The 17,106-nt window shown below is 69.7% G+C and carries 18 protein-coding genes; 14 read left to right on the top strand and 4 right to left on the bottom strand.

Annotated elements, in window-relative coordinates; genetic code table 11:
* Nucleotides 1-64: 64 nt before the first annotated feature.
* The 4 genes from ACFOW8_RS03660 (at nt 65) to ACFOW8_RS03645 (ending at nt 3,313) form a co-directional block, all read left to right on the top strand.
* Entirely contained in the window at nt 65-676 is a 612-nt protein-coding gene (locus tag ACFOW8_RS03660; RefSeq protein WP_378545389.1) for a hypothetical protein, read from the top strand.
* A gap of 138 nt (nt 677-814) precedes the next feature.
* Nucleotides 815-1,438 carry a superoxide dismutase gene (locus ACFOW8_RS03655; protein ID WP_378548439.1) on the top strand — a complete coding sequence of 208 codons (624 nt, stop codon included), beginning with the start codon at nt 815-817 and terminating at the stop codon, nt 1,436-1,438.
* A gap of 155 nt (nt 1,439-1,593) precedes the next feature.
* The gene (locus tag ACFOW8_RS03650; RefSeq protein WP_378545386.1) at nt 1,594-2,121 is read left to right on the top strand and encodes a peptidase; all 528 of its coding nucleotides are present in this window, start codon (nt 1,594-1,596) and stop codon (nt 2,119-2,121) included.
* A gap of 358 nt (nt 2,122-2,479) precedes the next feature.
* Complete coding sequence (locus ACFOW8_RS03645) at nt 2,480-3,313, top strand: TMEM165/GDT1 family protein (RefSeq protein WP_378545383.1); 834 nt, start codon at nt 2,480-2,482, stop codon at nt 3,311-3,313.
* On the opposite strand, the gene ACFOW8_RS03640 is transcribed toward ACFOW8_RS03645, so the two are convergent.
* Nucleotides 3,253-3,933 (bottom strand): TetR/AcrR family transcriptional regulator, encoded by a 681-nt coding sequence (locus ACFOW8_RS03640; RefSeq protein ID WP_378545380.1) that lies wholly within the window; start codon nt 3,931-3,933, stop codon nt 3,253-3,255. The two genes, ACFOW8_RS03645 and ACFOW8_RS03640, sit on opposite strands and share 61 nt — an antisense overlap.
* 174 nt (nt 3,934-4,107) lie before the next feature.
* On the opposite strand from ACFOW8_RS03640, the gene ACFOW8_RS03635 reads away from it, so the two are divergent.
* The 4 genes from ACFOW8_RS03635 (at nt 4,108) to ACFOW8_RS03620 (ending at nt 8,795) form a co-directional block, all read left to right on the top strand.
* Nucleotides 4,108-4,875 (top strand): SDR family NAD(P)-dependent oxidoreductase, encoded by a 768-nt coding sequence (locus tag ACFOW8_RS03635; protein ID WP_378545378.1) that lies wholly within the window; start codon nt 4,108-4,110, stop codon nt 4,873-4,875.
* Nucleotides 4,876-5,016: 141 nt separating this feature from the next.
* On the top strand, nt 5,017-6,093 hold the full coding sequence (locus ACFOW8_RS03630) for an extracellular solute-binding protein (RefSeq protein WP_378545376.1): 1,077 nt from the start codon (nt 5,017-5,019) through the stop codon (nt 6,091-6,093).
* 4 nt (nt 6,094-6,097) lie between these two features.
* A complete protein-coding gene (locus tag ACFOW8_RS03625; RefSeq protein WP_378545374.1) occupies nt 6,098-7,774 on the top strand; it encodes an ABC transporter permease in 1,677 nt (558 codons plus the stop codon).
* Nucleotides 7,767-8,795, top strand: coding sequence for an ABC transporter ATP-binding protein (locus ACFOW8_RS03620; RefSeq protein ID WP_378545372.1), 1,029 nt, complete (start codon nt 7,767-7,769; stop codon nt 8,793-8,795). Before ACFOW8_RS03625 ends, ACFOW8_RS03620 begins: the two co-directional genes overlap by 8 nt.
* On the opposite strand, the gene ACFOW8_RS03615 is transcribed toward ACFOW8_RS03620, so the two are convergent.
* The 3 genes from ACFOW8_RS03615 to ACFOW8_RS03605 form a co-directional block, all read right to left on the bottom strand.
* On the bottom strand, nt 8,783-9,280 hold the full coding sequence (locus ACFOW8_RS03615; protein WP_378545370.1) for a GNAT family N-acetyltransferase: 498 nt from the start codon (nt 9,278-9,280) through the stop codon (nt 8,783-8,785). The genes ACFOW8_RS03620 and ACFOW8_RS03615 overlap by 13 nt on opposite strands.
* A gap of 93 nt (nt 9,281-9,373) precedes the next feature.
* Nucleotides 9,374-11,332: a molecular chaperone HtpG gene (htpG, locus tag ACFOW8_RS03610; RefSeq protein WP_378545368.1), complete on the bottom strand. Its 1,959-nt coding sequence runs from the start codon at nt 11,330-11,332 to the stop codon at nt 9,374-9,376.
* A gap of 10 nt (nt 11,333-11,342) precedes the next feature.
* On the bottom strand, nt 11,343-12,917 hold the full coding sequence (locus tag ACFOW8_RS03605) for a TM0106 family RecB-like putative nuclease (RefSeq protein WP_378548436.1): 1,575 nt from the start codon (nt 12,915-12,917) through the stop codon (nt 11,343-11,345).
* 253 nt (nt 12,918-13,170) lie between these two features.
* On the opposite strand from ACFOW8_RS03605, the gene ACFOW8_RS03600 reads away from it, so the two are divergent.
* The 6 genes from ACFOW8_RS03600 to ACFOW8_RS03575 are packed head-to-tail and all read left to right on the top strand — an operon-like array spanning nt 13,171 to nt 17,102.
* On the top strand, nt 13,171-13,845 hold the full coding sequence (locus tag ACFOW8_RS03600; RefSeq protein WP_378545365.1) for a DUF6474 family protein: 675 nt from the start codon (nt 13,171-13,173) through the stop codon (nt 13,843-13,845).
* 8 nt (nt 13,846-13,853) lie between these two features.
* Nucleotides 13,854-14,435: a hypothetical protein gene (locus ACFOW8_RS03595; protein ID WP_378545362.1), complete on the top strand. Its 582-nt coding sequence runs from the start codon at nt 13,854-13,856 to the stop codon at nt 14,433-14,435.
* A 36-nt stretch (nt 14,436-14,471) separates the two neighbouring features.
* The gene (locus tag ACFOW8_RS03590; RefSeq protein ID WP_378545359.1) at nt 14,472-15,122 is read left to right on the top strand and encodes a YcnI family copper-binding membrane protein; all 651 of its coding nucleotides are present in this window, start codon (nt 14,472-14,474) and stop codon (nt 15,120-15,122) included.
* Entirely contained in the window at nt 15,122-15,670 is a 549-nt protein-coding gene (locus tag ACFOW8_RS03585) for a copper resistance CopC family protein (RefSeq protein WP_378545356.1), read from the top strand. Before ACFOW8_RS03590 ends, ACFOW8_RS03585 begins: the two co-directional genes overlap by 1 nt.
* 6 nt (nt 15,671-15,676) lie before the next feature.
* Nucleotides 15,677-16,621: a CopD family protein gene (locus ACFOW8_RS03580; protein WP_378545354.1), complete on the top strand. Its 945-nt coding sequence runs from the start codon at nt 15,677-15,679 to the stop codon at nt 16,619-16,621.
* 25 nt (nt 16,622-16,646) lie between these two features.
* Complete coding sequence (locus ACFOW8_RS03575; protein ID WP_378545351.1) at nt 16,647-17,102, top strand: SRPBCC family protein; 456 nt, start codon at nt 16,647-16,649, stop codon at nt 17,100-17,102.
* Nucleotides 17,103-17,106 lie beyond the last annotated feature (4 nt).

The raw sequence follows: 17,106 nt of genomic DNA, 5'->3' as shown, positions 1-17,106 counted from the left end.
CGACAACACTAGAGAAAATCCTAAATCCTGGGATCTGGGCGGGCTGATCGGTAGCCTTGGCGCCATGAACACGAGCAGGGGGCTACTCGACAGTTTCGACATCAACGGTCTGAACACGGCACTGGCCGAATCGACCTGTCTCGGGGTCGAGGTGGACGCCGCGGCGGGGCGGCTACAACTCGCGCTCGAGGTGCTGACCCAGTCCGCCGACGACACGGCACCGACCGAGGCCAAGGTCCTGCTCACCTTCACCGGGGTCACCAGGGTCGCCGCGTCGCTGCGCATCCAGCGCTGGGACGACATCGACGCCCGCGTGCTGCCGCTGACCCTCGACCAGCTCGACGAGGCCATCGAGAGCTTCGGCGGCGGCGGCCTGCACGGCTGGGAGTTCATCGATCTCGACGACAGCGGCTGGTCGTTGTGGAGCGAGCTGCTCAGCTTCGACACGCTGCTCGATCAGCGCATCGCGGCGCATGTCATCGAGTTCTCCCAGGAAGAGGGCATCGACCCGCGCGAACTCGACGTCCGCGTGTGGTTCGACCGGATCACCGTCGCCGATCCGAGCGGCAGGGACATCCCGATGGCCGAGTTCATCGCGGGCGGTCGCCGGTGGTGGGCCGCGCACGACGCAGGCGACGTCAGGGCGTCGAAGGCCGACATCGCCCCGCCGCTGTAGTTTCGGCCGAGGGCGACATCCGCTCGCGCCCGGGAATGCGGGGCCGCACGCCTGAGGTTGCAGCGAGCGGGTGTACGAATGATGGTTGGTGTGCTCGAACGAATGGGCGCACACAGCCCGACACAGGAAAGGGACAACGTGGCCGAGTACACGCTGCCGGATCTGGATTACGACTACAGCGCACTGGAGCCCCACATCTCGGGGCAGATCAACGAGATCCATCACTCGAAGCATCACGCCGCATACGTGGCGGGCGCGAACGCCGCTCTGGAGAAGCTGGAAGCCGCTCGTGAGTCCGGCGATCACGCCGCCATCTTCCTGAACGAGAAGAACCTGGCGTTCCACCTCGGTGGTCACACCAACCACTCCATCTGGTGGAAGAACCTCTCCCCCAACGGTGGCGACAAGCCGGTCGGCGAGCTGGCCGCCGCGATCGACGACCAGTTCGGGTCGTTCGACAAGTTCCGCGCGCAGTTCACCGCGGCCGCCAACGGCCTGCAGGGCTCCGGCTGGGCCGTCCTCGGCTACGACACCCTCGGCCAGAAGCTGCTCACCTTCCAGCTGTACGACCAGCAGGCCAACGTGCCGATCGGCATCATCCCGCTGCTGCAGGTCGACATGTGGGAGCACGCCTTCTACCTGCAGTACAAGAACGTCAAGGCCGACTACGTGACCGCGTTCTGGAACGTCGTCAACTGGGCCGACGTGCAGGACCGCTTCGCCCGCGCCGTGTCGCAGGGCAAGGGCCTGATCTTCGGGTAGTACCCCGCTCGTGAGAGACCTCCCGGCATCGCGCCGGGGGGTCTTTTGCGCATTTCGGGGCTCCTGGCACTCAGTGGTACTTGTGTGCCAGATGTGTTTCGGGCTATTCCTGGTGTACAGGGCACTGCCGCCCCCGGAAGCATCGGGAGGCCATCATGACGACGCACGGTCCGATCGGGATCACGCCGTTCCAGGCGCGCGGACATCTGCAGGGATTCGTGGTGTCGGGCCGGTGGCCGGATACCACCAAGGAATGGGCCCAGGTGCTGGTGCTCGCGGTGCGGGTGGCGTCGATGCCCGGTCTACTGACCACCTCCACCGTGTTCGGGGTGCGCGAGGATCTGCCCGACGATCCCGAACCCGGCACGGTCGGACTGGTGCTGGCCGAGGGGCCGGTGCTCGGCGCGGAGGCGGTGGAGCCGGGCCGGTTCGCCGATCATGTGCCGCCCGCCCTCCTGATGCTGCATCCGCCGTCGGAGACCCGGCCCTCGCTACCCGAGTGCGCGGGCGCCGCCTCCGGCTGCGTGCTGCTGCCCGGTGTGCCGCACCTCGGGCTGGAACACCGCGCGGCATGGGCCGAGGCCGAGCTGGACGGGACCGTCACCTCACTGGTGAGCCGGGTCGGCATGGACCCGATCAGCGATCCGGATACCGCGGTACTCGCGATGTTGCTGGCAGCCTGAGGGATTCACCGGCCAGGATAGGCGAATTCCCCGCTAACGGGCGCCCGCCGCCGGAAATTCAGGGAACCCCAACATCAGCGGCCGTACCGCCAAACTTATTGCGCCCATTGTGTTTTCGGCAACCCGGTGTTGGCATCCGGTGAGCAATCACGCTAGGGTGGATGACAGCGAAGGGGAGTAGCCCGAAATCGCCCAGTCGACATACTGATCGCCGCCATATCCGGCGCGGTCCGGCTGCGCGAACCGGTCATCACCGGTGGGCGAGACCTTCGGCCACAAACCGATCCGTAGACCGGTGTGGCTGAGGGCGCACCCGTTCTCAGCCGCAGGCCGGAGTGTCCACCTGGGAGCTGACCATATGATCGCCACGATTCTGCTGAGCTTCGGCGTGATCTTCCTCGCCGAGCTCGGCGACAAATCACAGCTGATGGCGCTGACCTTCGCACTGCGATATCGCTGGTGGGTGGTCCTGATCGGGATCAGCGCCGCGAGCGTGGCCGTGAACCTCATCGCCGCCGGAGTCGGCCATTTCCTCGGGACGGCGCTGCCTGCGAATGCCATCGCCGTCGTCACCGCGCTCACCCTGCTCGCCGTCGGCCTGTGGACGCTGCGCGATGCGCTCGGCCCGGTCGAGGAAACGACCGAAACGCCCGCGCCGAGCACCCGCAACGCGTTCCTCGTCGTGATCTCCGCCTTCATGCTCGCCGAACTCGGCGATCGCACCATGTTCGCCGCCGCGGCGCTCGCCTCGAACAACGGCTGGCTGGCGGTCTGGATCGGCGCAACCGCGGGCATGGTCGCCGCCGGTGGCCTCGCGATCGCCGTCGGCAAGCTGGCGGGCAAACACCTGCCCGAGCGCGGCATCGCGTTCACCTCCGGCCTGCTGTTCCTGTTCTTCGCCGCGCAGACGACGCTGACCGCCTTCGCACCGCGGCTGAGCGGACCGGCCACGATCGGTCTGGCGCTGCTCGCCCCAGTCCTGGTGACCGTCGTGATCGGCGGGTGGCGGGCAACCCGAGCTCGCCTGCGCTCGCCCGGAGCCCGCGGTTCAGCCCACGACCCGGCCGCGCACGACCCGGCCTCGACGGGGGGCCGCCTCGCCGCGGCGGTCGCGACCGGGTCGCCGGCCCCTCATGGCCGCGACTCGAGCGCGCCGGAGCTCGGATCGACACCACCGAAAGCGTTGCCGTAGACCGTGCCGGAACGACGGGCCAGATCGATCAGAGGTTCCTTGAGTGCGCGCAGCCCCGCCAGATCGTCCCCCGCGATCTTGCCGGTGACCATGGCCCCGATCGCGGCGGCCAGGGTCGCGCAGGCGAACTGCTGTTCGGCGGTCTCGGCGCCGAGCATGGCGGCCACCACGGCGACGAAGCGGCTCTGCAACTCCATCCGCGCCGCGATCGCGGAGGTGCCCACCGCGTACACCTCGACCAGGAACAGCCGCGCCGACGCGGGATCGTCGATCATGTGATCGAAATAGGCGGTGAGAATGCGGTCCATCCTGGTGAAGGCGTCGGCGTCGACGGTCTCGGCGATCACGCCCTGCAGCCGGGCGGCGAGCAGGCCGGAGGCCCGGTCGAACGCGGCGGCGAAGCAGTCCTCCTTGGAGCGGAACAGTTCGTAGAACGTCTCGCGGGAGACTCCCGCGCGTTTGAGCACCGCCGCCACCGGCGTGCCGACATAGCCACGCTCGGTCATCGCCTCGCCGAGTGCGACAAGGATTCGTTCCCGCTGGGAGGCGACCACTTCCTCGCGGGAGAGGTGGTGCCGTCCGCGCGGGAGCTGGCGCAGGGTGGATGCCGAATCGCTCATCGTCGAACTCCGTGCTCGAGGTCTGACTTGCCTGTCCATTCTGCGCGGTAATGCGAGCGCGTAGGGTGGCACGTTATCTTCACGGGGGCCGGGCTGGGTGATGTGTGCCTCACCGAGAACGGCTAGGGTGCAATTGACGTAGTGCCAACTGGCTGTTTGAACGAGAGGACCATCGTGGAGATTTCGGGTTCCGCCGCCATCGTCACCGGAGGCGCGTCCGGCCTCGGCGCCGCCACTGCCAAGCGTCTGGCCGACGCGGGCGCCACCGTGTTCGGGCTCGACGTCCCGGCGTCCATCGAGCGCGCGGGCGACAACGTGCCCGCCGGTGTCACCCTGATCGCGGCCGACGTGACCAGCAACGACGAGGTCGCCGCCGCGATCGCCCAGATCACCGAGGGCCCGGCGCCGTTGCGCATCGTGGTCAACTGCGCAGGCGTCGGCTGGGCCGGTCGCATCCTGTCCAAGAACGGCCCGCACGACCTGGAGCTGTTCCGCACCGTCATCACCGTGAACCTGCTCGGCACGTTCAACGTGATGCGCCTGGCCGCCGACGCCATCGCCAAGACCGAGCCGGTCGACGAGTACGGCCAGCGCGGCGTGGTGATCAACACCGCGTCGGTCGCCGCGTTCGAGGGCCAGATCGGCCAGATCGCCTACTCCGCCTCCAAGGGTGGCGTGCACGGCATGACCGTGCCCGCCGCGCGCGACCTGGCCCAGTTCGGCATCCGGGTGAACACCATCGCCCCCGGCATCATCGACACCCCGATGCTGGCCGGTGTCACCGAGGAGTACCGCAAGGGCCTCGAGGCCGGTGTCCCGTTCCCGTCGCGCCTCGGCCGCCCGGACGAGTACGCCCAGCTGGTCGAGTACATCACCGCCCACGACTACCTCAACGGCGAGACCATCCGGATGGACGGCGCGCTGCGGATGGCCCCGCGCTAACCGCCGTCCCGCAACACTTTTCGAAGACCACCCCGAAAGACCGAGGTCGCGGGGTGGTCTTCTTCTCCATAACCGAGGTCATGCCGAACCGGAAAGGTGCTAGGTTAGCCTCACCTGCCTTCCTGAGCCGAGGTACTCCCAATGAACCGTGCACTTATCCGTCTCGCCGCCATCGGCGCCGTCGTCGCGCTCGGCGGCGCCGCCTGCTCGAGCGATTCCGAGGACACCGCCGCAGATCCGGCCGCGAAGATCGCCGCCGAATGCGACACCATCGGTGATCCGAATGTCGTCACCGTCTACTCGGGTCGTTCCGAGAAGCTGGTGAAGCCGCTGCTCGACCAGGTCGACGAGAGCGTGCTCGGCCCCGGCGTCCGGCTGGAGGCCTTCTACGATCAGAAGCCGGTGAAGATCCTCGAGGAGGGCACCCGCAGCCCCGCCGACGTCTGGTTCGGCCAGGACGCGGGCGAACTCGGCGCGCTCGCCAAGCACGGCTACCTCGGTCAGCTGCCCGACAGCGTGACCGGGCTGGTTCCGGCCACCTACGTCGACGCCGACCAGCGCTGGACCGCCACCACCCTGCGCTCGCGGGTGCTCGCCTACGACCCCGAGCAGGTGCCCGCGGCGGAACTGCCCGACGGCATCGACGCGCTGGTCGCCGACGCCGCCCCCGGATCGATCGGCTACGCGCCGACCAACGCCTCGTGGAAGAGCTTCGTCACCGCCCTGCGCGTGCTGCGCGGCGAGGACGGCGCCCGCGAGTGGCTGACCAAGTTCAAGGCGACGCAGCCGGAGGAATTCAGCAAGAACGGTGCGGTGCTCGACGCCGTGGACCAGGGGCAGGTGCGCTTCGGCCTGATCAACCACTACTACTGGTTCCAGCGCGTCGGCTCGCTCGGCGCCGAGAACGTCAACGCGAAGATCCACTACTTCCGTGGCGCGGACGAACCGGGCGCGCTGGTCAATATCTCTGCCGCCGGAATCCTGAACTGCTCCAACAGCACCGAGGCCGCGGGCAAACTGGTGCAGTTCCTGCTCTCGGAGCAGTCGCAGCAGTATTTCGCCGACGAGACCGGTGAGTACCCGGTGATCGCGGGTGTGCAGTCCGAGCACGCGCTGCCCGCGCTGACCGAACTCGACCCGCCCGCCATCGACCTGAACCAGCTCGAGTCCCTCGAAGCCACCGAGGCGATGCTGCGCGAGGTCGGGTTGCTGCAGTGACCCGATGACCCGGATCCCGAACCAGGCGCGACGAGCGGGCCTACTGCTCGTCGCGCTGCCCGCGGTCGTGGTGGCGGTGCTGCCCCTGGTGTACACGGTGCTGCGCGGCACCGATCAGGGCTGGGCCGCGGTCTGGCGCTACGCCACCTCCGCGCGCACCGCCGAACTCGCGGGCAACACGTTTCTGCTGCTGGCGGCGGTGACGGCCGCCTCGGTGGCGCTCGGCACCGGGACGGCGTTCCTGCTCGCCCGCACCGACCTGCCCGGCGTGCCGGTGCTGCTACCGCTGCTGGCGATGCCGCTGGCGATTCCCTCCTATGTGGCCGCGTTCTCCTGGCTCAGCCACTTCCCGGAGCTGGCCGGCTTCACCGGATCCTGGCTGGTGCTCACCGCGAGCAACACTCCCCTGGTCCTGCTGCCGGTGTACGCCGCGCTGCGGGCCGCCGACGGTGGCCCGGAGGAGGTCGCGCGGTCGCTCGGCGCGGGCGCGGTCCGCACGTTCGGCACCGTCACGGTGGCGCAGATCCGCCTGCCGTTGCTGGCGGGTGCCCTGCTCGGCGCGCTGTATGTGCTCAACGACTACGGCGCCGTAGCGATGATGCGCTACGAGACCTTCACCAAGGGCATCGATTACGCCTACAACGCGAGCTTCGATCGCACCGCCGCCAATGTGATCAGCCTGGTCCTGGTCGTGATCGCGCTCGTGTTCGCGGCCGGCGAGCTGGTGGCGCGCGGCAAGGTCGCCACCAGGGTCGGCGCCGGAACCGCCCGGCCCGCGAGCGTGCGACCGCTCGGTGTCGCGCGGCTGCCCGCCCTGCTGGCCGTGACGGCGCTGGTCGCGGTGTCGGTGCTGATGCCGCTCGGCGGGCTGCTGCCCTGGCTGACCGGACCGGGCACCGGCACCCCCGAGATGACCGAGGTGCTGGCAGCGCTTCGCAATACCGTCGGCTTCTCCGGGACGGCCGCGCTGCTGACCGTGCTCATCGCGCTGCCCGTCGGCATCATGGCCGCCCGGTCGCGCGGGCTGTTCGCGCGGGCGATCGAACTCACCGCCTACGCCGGATACGCGCTGCCCGGTATCTCGGTCGGCCTGGCGCTGGTGTACTTCGGCATCAACACGGTGCCCGCCTGGTACGGGCACGGCCAGCTCGTGGTGCTCGCCTACATCGCCCTGTTCCTGCCGATCTCCATCGGCGCGACCAGGGCCGCGGTCGCCGCCTCAGGACCGCAGCTCGAGGAGGTGGCCCGGTCCCTCGGCAGCACCGGTTTCACCGCGGCCGCCAGGGTGACGGTGCCGCTGGCGGCGCCGGGCATCACGGCCGGTGCGGCGCTGGTCTTCCTGAGCTGCGCCAAGGAGCTCCCGGCCACCCTGATCCTGCAACCGGCCGGGCAGAACACGCTCGCGCTGGAACTGTGGAAGCACACCGAGGTCGTGCACTACACGCAGGCCGCCTGGTACGGGTTGATCCTGGTGGTCGTCGCCGTGCTGCCGACCATCGCGTTGCAGCGCGTGGCAGGCCGGACCTCGGCACGCCGGAGCCAGGGCGAGGACGACGCGATCCCGACGGTGCCGCCGCTGTCCACCGGGCCGGTGCCGATCGGTCCGGCGGCGGTCGCCGGACCGGCGAGTGACGGACCGCTCGAGGTGGCGGTATCCGGGAGAAGGGTGCGCAGTGAGTGAACTGATGGTCTCGGGACTCGCCGTCGAGTATCCGGGCAAGACCGTTTTGCGCGGGGTCGACCTGCGGGTTCCGACGGGCAGTCTCACCGCGGTGCTCGGGGCCTCCGGCGGCGGGAAGACGACGCTGCTGCGCACCATCGCGGGCTTCCTGCGGCCGACCGCGGGCCAGATCACGGTCGGCGGCGAGGTCGTCGCAGGCGCAGGCCACATCGTGGCGCCGGAACGCAGGCGGGTGACGATCGTCCCGCAGGAGGCGGCGCTGTTCCCGCACCTCACGGTGGCCGCGAATATCGGCTACGGCCTGCCCGGCTGGCGCACGGCCACCCGGCGAGCGCGGGCGAAGCGGGTGGCCGAACTGCTCGACGTGGTCGGGCTCGGCGGCTACGACCGGCACCGCCCCCAGCAGCTCTCCGGCGGGCAGCAGCAGCGGGTGGCGCTGGCCAGGGCGCTCGCGCCGGCGCCTGCGGCGGTGCTACTCGACGAACCGTTCTCCGCGCTCGACGCCGGGCTGCGCAGTCAGGTGCGCGACCAGGTGCGCGCGATCCTCACCGAGCTCGGCACCACCGCCGTGCTGGTCACCCACGATCAGGACGAGGCGCTGTCGATGGCCGACCAGGTCGCGGTGCTGCGCGACGGACAGGTGGCGCAGGTGGGGTCGCCGGAGGAGCTCTACCGCACCCCGGTCGACCTGGCGCTGGCCCATTTCCTCGGCGACGCGGTGCAATTGCCCGCCACCGCGGCGGGCACCACCGCGACCACCGAACTCGGGACGGTGTCCATCACCACGGCGGGCCACGGCGCGGGCACGGTCATGTTGCGGCCCGAACAGTTGCGGGTCACGGCGGGACCGGGTGCGATGACCGTGGTACGGGTGAGTTTTCACGGCCACGACGCCCTGCTCACCGTGCGCACCGGCTCCGGCCTGGAGGTGACCGCCCGGGTACCGTCACCGGTCCCGGTACACGTCGGGGACGAAGTGATCCTCGACGTGCATGGTGCGGGGATCTTCTACCCGGCCTGAGGGGTGATCCAGGCCTCCGGCGTGGAGTTGCCTGCCCCGAGCCTGCGCCGGAACGTCACCGACGCGCGTCCCGGCCCGTTGTAGTCGGGGACCGGCCCGGCCACCGTGAAACCGAGGCTGCGGTGGAAGTCGATCGAGGTGTAGTTCGCAGGCGAGGTGATCGCGGTGACCTCGCTGCGCCCGTCCGCCATCGCGATGGCGAAGAATCGCTCGTAGAGCGCCCGGCCGAGCCCGGACTTGCGGGCGTCCGGTCGCACCGCGACGAAATGGATATAGGCGCAGTCGGGTTCGGACGGCGAGCCGAAACCCACCAGGAAACCGGAGATCCCGTGCGCGTCGGTGGCAACCAGGCTGGTGCGATGGAAGTGGTCGAGAAACAGTCTCGGCAGGTTGGGGACCACGGTTCGGCCCCACCAGTCGTCGACCATACCGATCAGCGCGTCGTAGTCACCGGGTCGTGCCCGCCGGATCTCGTGCCCAGCCATGCCTCCATGGTGACCCGAATCCAGCGCGTCAGCACGGGAATCGACGCCTGAGCTCCGCCGCCTCCCCTGGTCGCGAGGAGGCGGCGGACCCGATTACACCGTGCGGGTGAGCCGCTCGGTCAGCAGCTGGGCGAACCGCGCCGGATCCTTGAGCTCGCCGCCCTCGGCGAGAACCGCGGTGCCGTAGAGCAGTTCGGCGGTCTCGGTGAGTTCGGGGACCTTGCCCTCGTCGGCATCGGACTTGCGCGCGTCGTAGGCATCGCGCAGGCCGGTGACCAGCGGATGGGTGGGGTTGAGCTCGAGGATTCGCTTGGATTCCGGCAGCGCCTGGCCCGAGGCGCGGTACATGCGCTCCAGCATCGGCGTGAAGTCGAAGACGTCACCGACCAGGCAGGCGGGCGAAGTGGTGAGCCGGTTGGTCAGGCGCACCTCCTTCGCCACGTCGTCGAGGGTCTTGCCGAGCCAGGTGAGCAGTTCGGCGTAGTCCTTGTCCTGCTGCTCGCGCAGGGCCTCGGTTTCCTTCTTCTCGTCCTCGGTCTCCAGGTCGACCTCGCCCTTGGCGATGGACTGGAACTTCTTGCCGTCGAACTCCGGCACCGAACCGACCCACATCTCGTCGACCGGATCGGTGAGGATCAGCACCTCGCGACCCTTGGCCTTGAAGGCCTCCAGATGCGGCGAATTCTCCACCTGCGCACGGCTTTCACCGGTCATGTAGTAGATCGCGTCCTGGCCCTCCGGCATCCGCTCCACGTACTGCTTCAGCGTGGTGAGCTCGGATTCCGACGCCGTCGAAGCGAACGACGAGACGGTGAGCAGAGTTTCGCGGTTGTCGGTGTCGGAGAGCAAGCCCTCCTTGAGCACCCGGCCGAACTGGGTCCAGAACGTCTGGTATTTCGTCTGGTCCTCCGCGCCCTGCATATCCTTGACCGTCGAGAGCACCTTCTTCACCAGGCGCTTGCGGATCATCTGGATCTGACGATCCTGCTGCAGGATCTCGCGCGACACGTTGAGCGAGAGGTCCTGCGCGTCCACCACACCCTTGACGAAGCGCAGGTACTCCGGCATCAGCTCTTCGCAGTTGTCCATGATGAACACCCGGCGCACATAGAGCTGCACACCGCGCTTGTGCTCACGGGTGAACAGGTCGAACGGCGCGGTCGACGGGAGGAACAGCAGGGCCTGGTACTCGAAGGTGCCCTCGGCCTTCATCGGGATGATCTCGAGCGGCTCGTCCCAGGCGTGCGAGACGTGGTGGTAGAACTCCTTGTACTCCTCGTCGGAGACCTCGCCGCGCGGCCGGGTCCACAGCGCCTTCTGCGAGTTGAGGGTCTGATCCTCGACAACGGTCTTCTCGACCTTGTCCTCGCCCTCACCCTCCATCACGGTGCGCTCGACCTGCATGCGGATCGGCCAGGCGATGAAGTCGGAGTACTTGCGGACGATCTCGCGCAGCTTCCATTCCTGCGTGTAATCGAAGAGGTGATCGTCCTCGTCGGCCGGCTTGAGCTCGAGTGTGACCGCGGTGCCCTGCGGCGCGTCGGCGACGGTGTCGATCTCGTAGGTGGAGCTACCGGCGGCGGCGCTCCAGCGGGTGCCCTCGGTCTCGCCCGCCTTGCGGGTGGTGAGGGTGACCTTGTCCGCGACCATGAAGGTGGAGTAGAAGCCGATGCCGAATTGGCCGATCAGCTCCTCGGCCGCGGCATCGGACTTGGCCTCGGTGAGCTTGCGGCGCAGCTCGGCCGTGCCCGACTTGGCCAGGGTGCCGATCAGGTCGACCACCTCGGCGCGGGACATGCCGATGCCGTTGTCGCGGACGGTGAGGACCCGCTTGTCGCTGTCGACCGCCAGCTCGATGTGCAGATCGGCGGTATCGGCGACGAGATCCTTGTCCTGGAACGTGGCCAGCTTGAGCTTGTCCAGCGCGTCGGAAGCGTTCGAGATCAGCTCCCGCAGGAACGTGTCTTTGTTGGAGTAGACCGAATGGATCATCAGGTCGAGCAGCTGATGGGTCTCGGCCTGGAACTCGAGGGTTTCGACGTGCTCAGTCACGGCGACAATATTAATGACGCCCGAAGTCGGACAGTGAGGGAACCTCTGCGACGGCCCGCGTTGTCATCCAGTCGCGCAGGACCTGGGTGGCGCGGACGTCGTCTTCGTTGTATTCGAACAGGCGGGTGCGCTGGGACAGGTCGGGGTCGGCGTCGTAGCCGACGGCGCGGCGGTACCAGCCCATCGAGGCCTCGCCGCTCGCTTCGGGATCGCGCCAGGCGAAACCGGCGACAGGGGCGATCTTCTTGAGGCCCTTGCCGTTCGGGCAGATGAACTCGTCGGTCACGGCCTGGAACATGTCGACCCATTCCGGCGAATCGACGAAGGCGCGGACCTCCTCGTGCGTCGGTACTCCTGGCCTGCCCGCGAAACGGCGGGCCGATTCGTAGAGCCACTTGTCCTCGGCGGTGCGCGAGTAGCAGTAAGCGGCGAAGGTCTTGCCCGCGGCGTGCGCGTCAGCGCGCACCCGCATGAGCCAGGTCCAGAACTCGCCGAAGGAGCGGCCCTCGTCCTCGGTGGGCAGCGGGTCCCACGTGACGAACGGGCGGTACACGTCGTCGAGCAGGGTGCCCCACAGGTAGGCGCCGTCCTCCTGATAGCTCTCCAGGTCGACGTCGACCTCCACGTCGGCGCGGCGCACGCTCACCGTGTCGAACCGGCGCACCAGTGCGGCGCCCGCGATCCAGGCGCGGGCGGTGACCACGGTCTCGGAGAACGGGCCGTGCTGCCAGTCGTCGGGGTCGTCGCCCTCCCAGGCGGCGAGCTCGTCGACCGTCTGGACGCCGTGCACGCGCAGTACGTCGGCCCGTGAGCCGGGAGCGACCAGGCTGACGTCGCGCATGATCGCGAGCTGACCCTCACAACTCGGCTCACCGTCGGCACCGCGCACCCACCACGGGCACTGCCTGCACTCTGGCACCTTCGACGGCTGGGTCGGCAACTCGCCGCGCACCACGGCGATGCGGTCGGCGTAGCGCTGGTCGTAGTCGGCGAGCACGGTGGTCAGGTCGTGCACGAGGATGCGGTCGAAGGCGAGCCCGATCGCCCCGCCGACCAGCGCCGGGCTGGCCATCCCGTGCCGCTGCAGCATCCGGTACAGGTGTGCGAGCCGCTGCTGATCGCGCGGCTGCGGGCGCAGCTTCACATGCTTGTCTCGGCGGGGCTCCCAGCGGTGCAGGTCGGAGGTGAGCGGGTGGAAATCGGCGGGGTCGGGCCTGCGCGGGTCGGTGACCTTGTGGTTCACCACGATGATCGGGATGTAGCCGCCGCGGTCGGCATCGCGCAGCAGGAACTCGGCGCCACCGCGGCGGCCGGTCTCGCGTTCCTGCGGCAGCAGCCCGCCCCAGATGCGCGGGGCACCGGCTGCCATCGCGGCCATGGTCGCCGCGGCCTTCTCACCCGCGCGCAGCCGCGGCTCGATCACGACCCACTCGTCGGGCGCCGCCGCGATCAGCTCGTCGCGCACCCTGGCCCGCTGGGTGCTCGCGGCCTCCCTGCGCTGCTGGACCCCCGGATCCTCCCTGACCTCGGCGATCACCTCGGGATGCGCCGCGTCGAGGCGCAGGCGATGCCGGCAGCCGATCAGCGAGCGCGCGTCGAGGAAGGCGACTCGCGGCTCGCTGTCGGCGCCCCGATCGGGCGCAGCGGAAGCGGGGGCCCGGCGTTGCACCGGCCCGCCGTCGAAGTCGTTCTCGGCTGCACGCACGCAAGCAGTATGGTCCCTCCCCCCGACACAATGCCCAATCGCTACCCTGATCCCACTACGCTACGAAGGACGGCAGGCCGGCCAGGACGGCGCTGCCCGGTGACTTGGCGAGCATGACGGAGGGCCTGATCTCATGGGGTTGTTCAGCAAGCGCAAGCGGCGGCCGAGCCGACGCGCGGAGGCGAAGGCGCTCAAGCACAAAGCCGAGGTCGAGGCGAAGCTCGGGGCCAAGAACGAGCGCAAGGCGGCCAAGGCGGGCGAACGCACCTCGCGCCGGGCGGCCAAGGCACAGGCGCGGACCGAGGCCAAGGTGGCCAAGGCCCAGATCGCGACGCTGCAGGCGGAGGAGAAGGCCGCCCAGAAGCTGGCGGCCAAGGCCGATCGCGAGCTGTTCAGCGCGAGCCAGATCCGCAAGTACATCGGAGTGGCCAGGGTGCTCGTCCCCGTGCTCACCCCGCTGGCCTACCGCGGTGCCACCTATCTGCGTGGTCAACTCGACGCGCGCAAGGCGCAGCAGCTCGGCATCGGGATCGACCAGCTCGGCGAGTTCAGCGGGCACGGCGCCCGGCTGCAGGCCCGCATCACCAACACCGGCGGCGCGCTCGACAAAGTCGCCGCCGACGCCCCCGACGACACCGACACCGCGAAGTTCGTCGCCGCCGCCCGCTCGCGGCTGGCCGATCTCACCGTCGCGGTGAACACCGCCGAACAGATGCCCGCCGCCCGCCGCAAGGCCGTGCACGCCTCCATCTCCGCCGAGCTGACCGTGCTGGAGAACGACGCGCTCGCCCGCCTCGGCGTGCGCTGACCAAGGCCGTGACGACGCCACAGCTCACCGCCCGCCTGCGCGGTGGTGGCTGTGGCGTTCTCGTCGGCGCGCTCGCGGTCGCCGCCCACGGGATCGCGGGCGGCGGGGTGCCCGGATCGGCGGAGTTCGCACTGTTGCTGCTGGTCGCGCTGGCGGCGGGCGCGTTCGCGGTCGGGCCGGGCGATGCGGCGGTACCACATCGGACAAGCCTGGGGGTCTGCGCTCGGACCACCGAGACCGTGGCCGGGCCCGCGACACGCCCGTTGCTTGCGCTGATCGGCGGTCAATGGGCCGGGCACTTCGCCCTCGCCGGGTCGCTGGATCATCATGGCGGGCTCGACGCGATTCTGCATCTGCCGGACATACCGATGATCGCCGCCCATCTGCTCGCCGCGTTCGCTTGTGCCGCACTGATTCTCGTCGCCGAGCGGCTCTATCTGCTGGCCTCGGGCGCGATCAGGGCGCTACTCGGCGCGCCGCGAGCCATGGCGATCGGCGGCGCGCGGCGCCGTCCCCCGGTGCTCGCCGCAGCCGTCGGAAGCAACCCATTCCTGGCACACGGCCCACGCGCACCACCACTGCCCTTCTGACCCGACCACAGATCCACTTCGGACAGAAGGCATCCCATGCACAACCTCATCACTCGCGGCACCGCAACGGCCGCGCTCGCGGCCGGTCTGGTGCTCGCCGCCTGCGGCTCGGCCGCCGCGCACGTCACCGTCGACGCGCCCGGCGCCGCACAGGGCGGGTACACCGTCGCCACCTTCAAGGTGCCGACCGAATCCGACACCGCGTCGACCACGGCGCTGCGCGTCACCATCCCGAACCTGAAGGGCGTTCGCACCGAACCGCTCGCGGGCTGGACGACCACAACCGACCGCAACGACAAGGGCGAGACGGTCGCCGTCACCTGGACCGCCGCCCCTGGCAACCCTGGCGTCGGGCCCGGCCAGTTCCAGCGGTTCGTGCTCTCGCTCGGTCCGCTGCCCGACCGGGACACCGTGCTGTTCCCGGCCGAACAGACCTACAGCGACGGCAAGGTGGTCGCCTGGGATCAGCCGAGCGCCGACGGTGCCGAACCCGAGCACCCGGCCCCCACGCTCACCCTCGCCGCCGATGGCGGCGCCGCGGGCGGTGACCACCACGTCGCCGGTGGCGAAACGACCACCTCCGAACAGGATTCGGTGGCGCGCTGGCTCGGCGGGATCGGGCTGGCGCTCGGTCTGTTCGCCGCGGCTCTCGGCCTCGGCCTCGTCTTCCGTTCGCGGCAGTCGTGATGCGCCCGGAACAACGCGGCCGGGCCCGCGTACTGGTCGCGCTGCTCGCGGTCCTGTTCGCCGGCGTGTTCGCCGCGGCGGGCACCGCCGGCGCCCACTCGGCAGCGGTGAGCAGCGTGCCGGAGGACGGATCGACCGTCGAGGTCGGGCCTGCCCGCGCGAGCGTCACCTTCAACGAGGACCTGCAGCCGAACTTCCCATCGCTGACCGTGGTCGGTCCCGACGGCAGGCTGTGGTCCAAGGGCGAGGCCGTCGTCGATGGCAGGTCGGTGAGCGTGGCAGTCGGTGAGCTCGGCCCGGTCGGCGAGTACACGCTGGCGTTCCGGGTCACCTCGGCCGACGGCCATCCGGTGAGCGGGACCAGGAATTTCACGCTCAGCAAGGAGGGCACCGGAACGCCGGGCGAGAAGCCGGGTGCCGCGCAGGCCGACGGTGCCGGTGCGTCCAGTGGCATCCCACTGTGGGTGTTCATCGCCGGTGGTGTGGCGCTCTTCGGTGCCGGCCTCGGGGTCGCGCTGCTCAGCGGCCGTGCCGGGCGCGCCAAGTAGGCACCGATGACGACCGGACGCCGGGCACCCGGCGCCACGCTGCGGCGGTGGCGGATCCTGGTGCCGGTCGTCGTCGCCGCCGGGCTCGGGGTGGTGCTGGCCTGGCTGCTCCGTGGCGGCGCGGGTTTTCCGTTCGCGGCCTGCGCGCGGGTGCTCGCCGACGGCGCGGGCGCGATCGTGTTCGGGCTGGCCGCCCTGCCCCGGCTCGACGAGCGGCTGCGGGTGGCCTGGCGTCCGCTCGCCGCGCTGGCCGGGGTCTGGTTCGCGGCCGAGTTCGCCGTGCTGCTCGGGGAAGCGGCCGAGGTGGTCGGCGTGCCGGTGACGGCGCTGCGCGCCGCCGATTTCGGTACCTTCCTCGGCAGGCTCAGCGGCGGGCAGATCGGTATCGCCCTGCTGTTCTGCACCGGCGCGATCGCCTGCTACGCGGCGGTGGCGTTCCGCAGGCCCGAGTCGGCGTCGGCGGATCTGGTGCTGGTCTTCGCCGCGGTCGCGCTGGCGCTGCGGCCGATCACCGGGCACATGTCCCAGCAGGCGTTCGGTTCGGTGCTCGCCGCGGTGCACGCGCTGGCCGCGGCGGCCTGGCTCGGGCTACTGCTCGCGATGGTCCTGGTGCTGCGCACCCGAGGTGACTGGGCGAGCGCATTGCCGAGGTACTCGGCGCTGGCGGCACCGCTCGTGCTCGCGGTCGCGGCGACCGGAATCGTCGACGGGCTGGTACGGATCGGCGGGCTGGAACCGCTGTGGTCGACCGGCTACGGCCGGATCCTGCTCGCCAAACTCGTACTGCTGCTCGGACTGGTCGGACTCGGCTGGTGGTGGCGGCGCAGTTGGGTCGGGCGAGCGGCGCAACATCGGGTGACCGCGGAGGTCTCGGTGCGCAACGCCGCGATCGAGGTGGCGCTGATGGCCGTCGGCTTCGGCCTGGCGGCGACGCTCGCGATCACCGCGTAGCTGGCGCATCGCTAGAGTTGCCGCTATGACCGAAGTAAGGATCGCCGAAGACTGCGCCGCCCCGGCCAAGACCGCGTTCGCGTTCATGAACGACTACCGAAACCTGCCGAAGTTCTGGTACGGCATCGAGTCCTTCACCCCGGTCACCGAGCAGACCGACGGCGTCGGCGCGAAGTTCGACGGGAAGATGAAGCTCGGTCCCGCCTCGCTCACCTCCCGGATCGAGGTCGTGCGCTGGGAAGAGGGCAGGCTGATCGCCACCAAGGCGATCAAGGGCTTCGAGATCATCACCACATTCCAGTTCCTGCCCAAGGGCGAGGAAGTCTGCACCGTCGACGCGGTGATCGAGTACTTCGTGCCGGGTGGCATCGCGGGCAAGATGCTCGGCAAGACCATCGAGCCGTTCATCAAAGTCGCCGTGAAGCACACCACAGACAGCCTCGTCCGCGAGATCAACAAGGCTCACGCCGAGCAGGCCTGACACA

Source organism: Nocardia rhizosphaerae (assembly GCF_042650365.1).
GTDB classification, from domain to species: Bacteria; Actinomycetota; Actinomycetes; order Mycobacteriales; family Mycobacteriaceae; genus Nocardia; species Nocardia rhizosphaerae.
The sequence above is the reverse complement of the archived record's forward strand: the minus strand, read 5'-3'. Positions and strand labels throughout refer to the sequence as shown.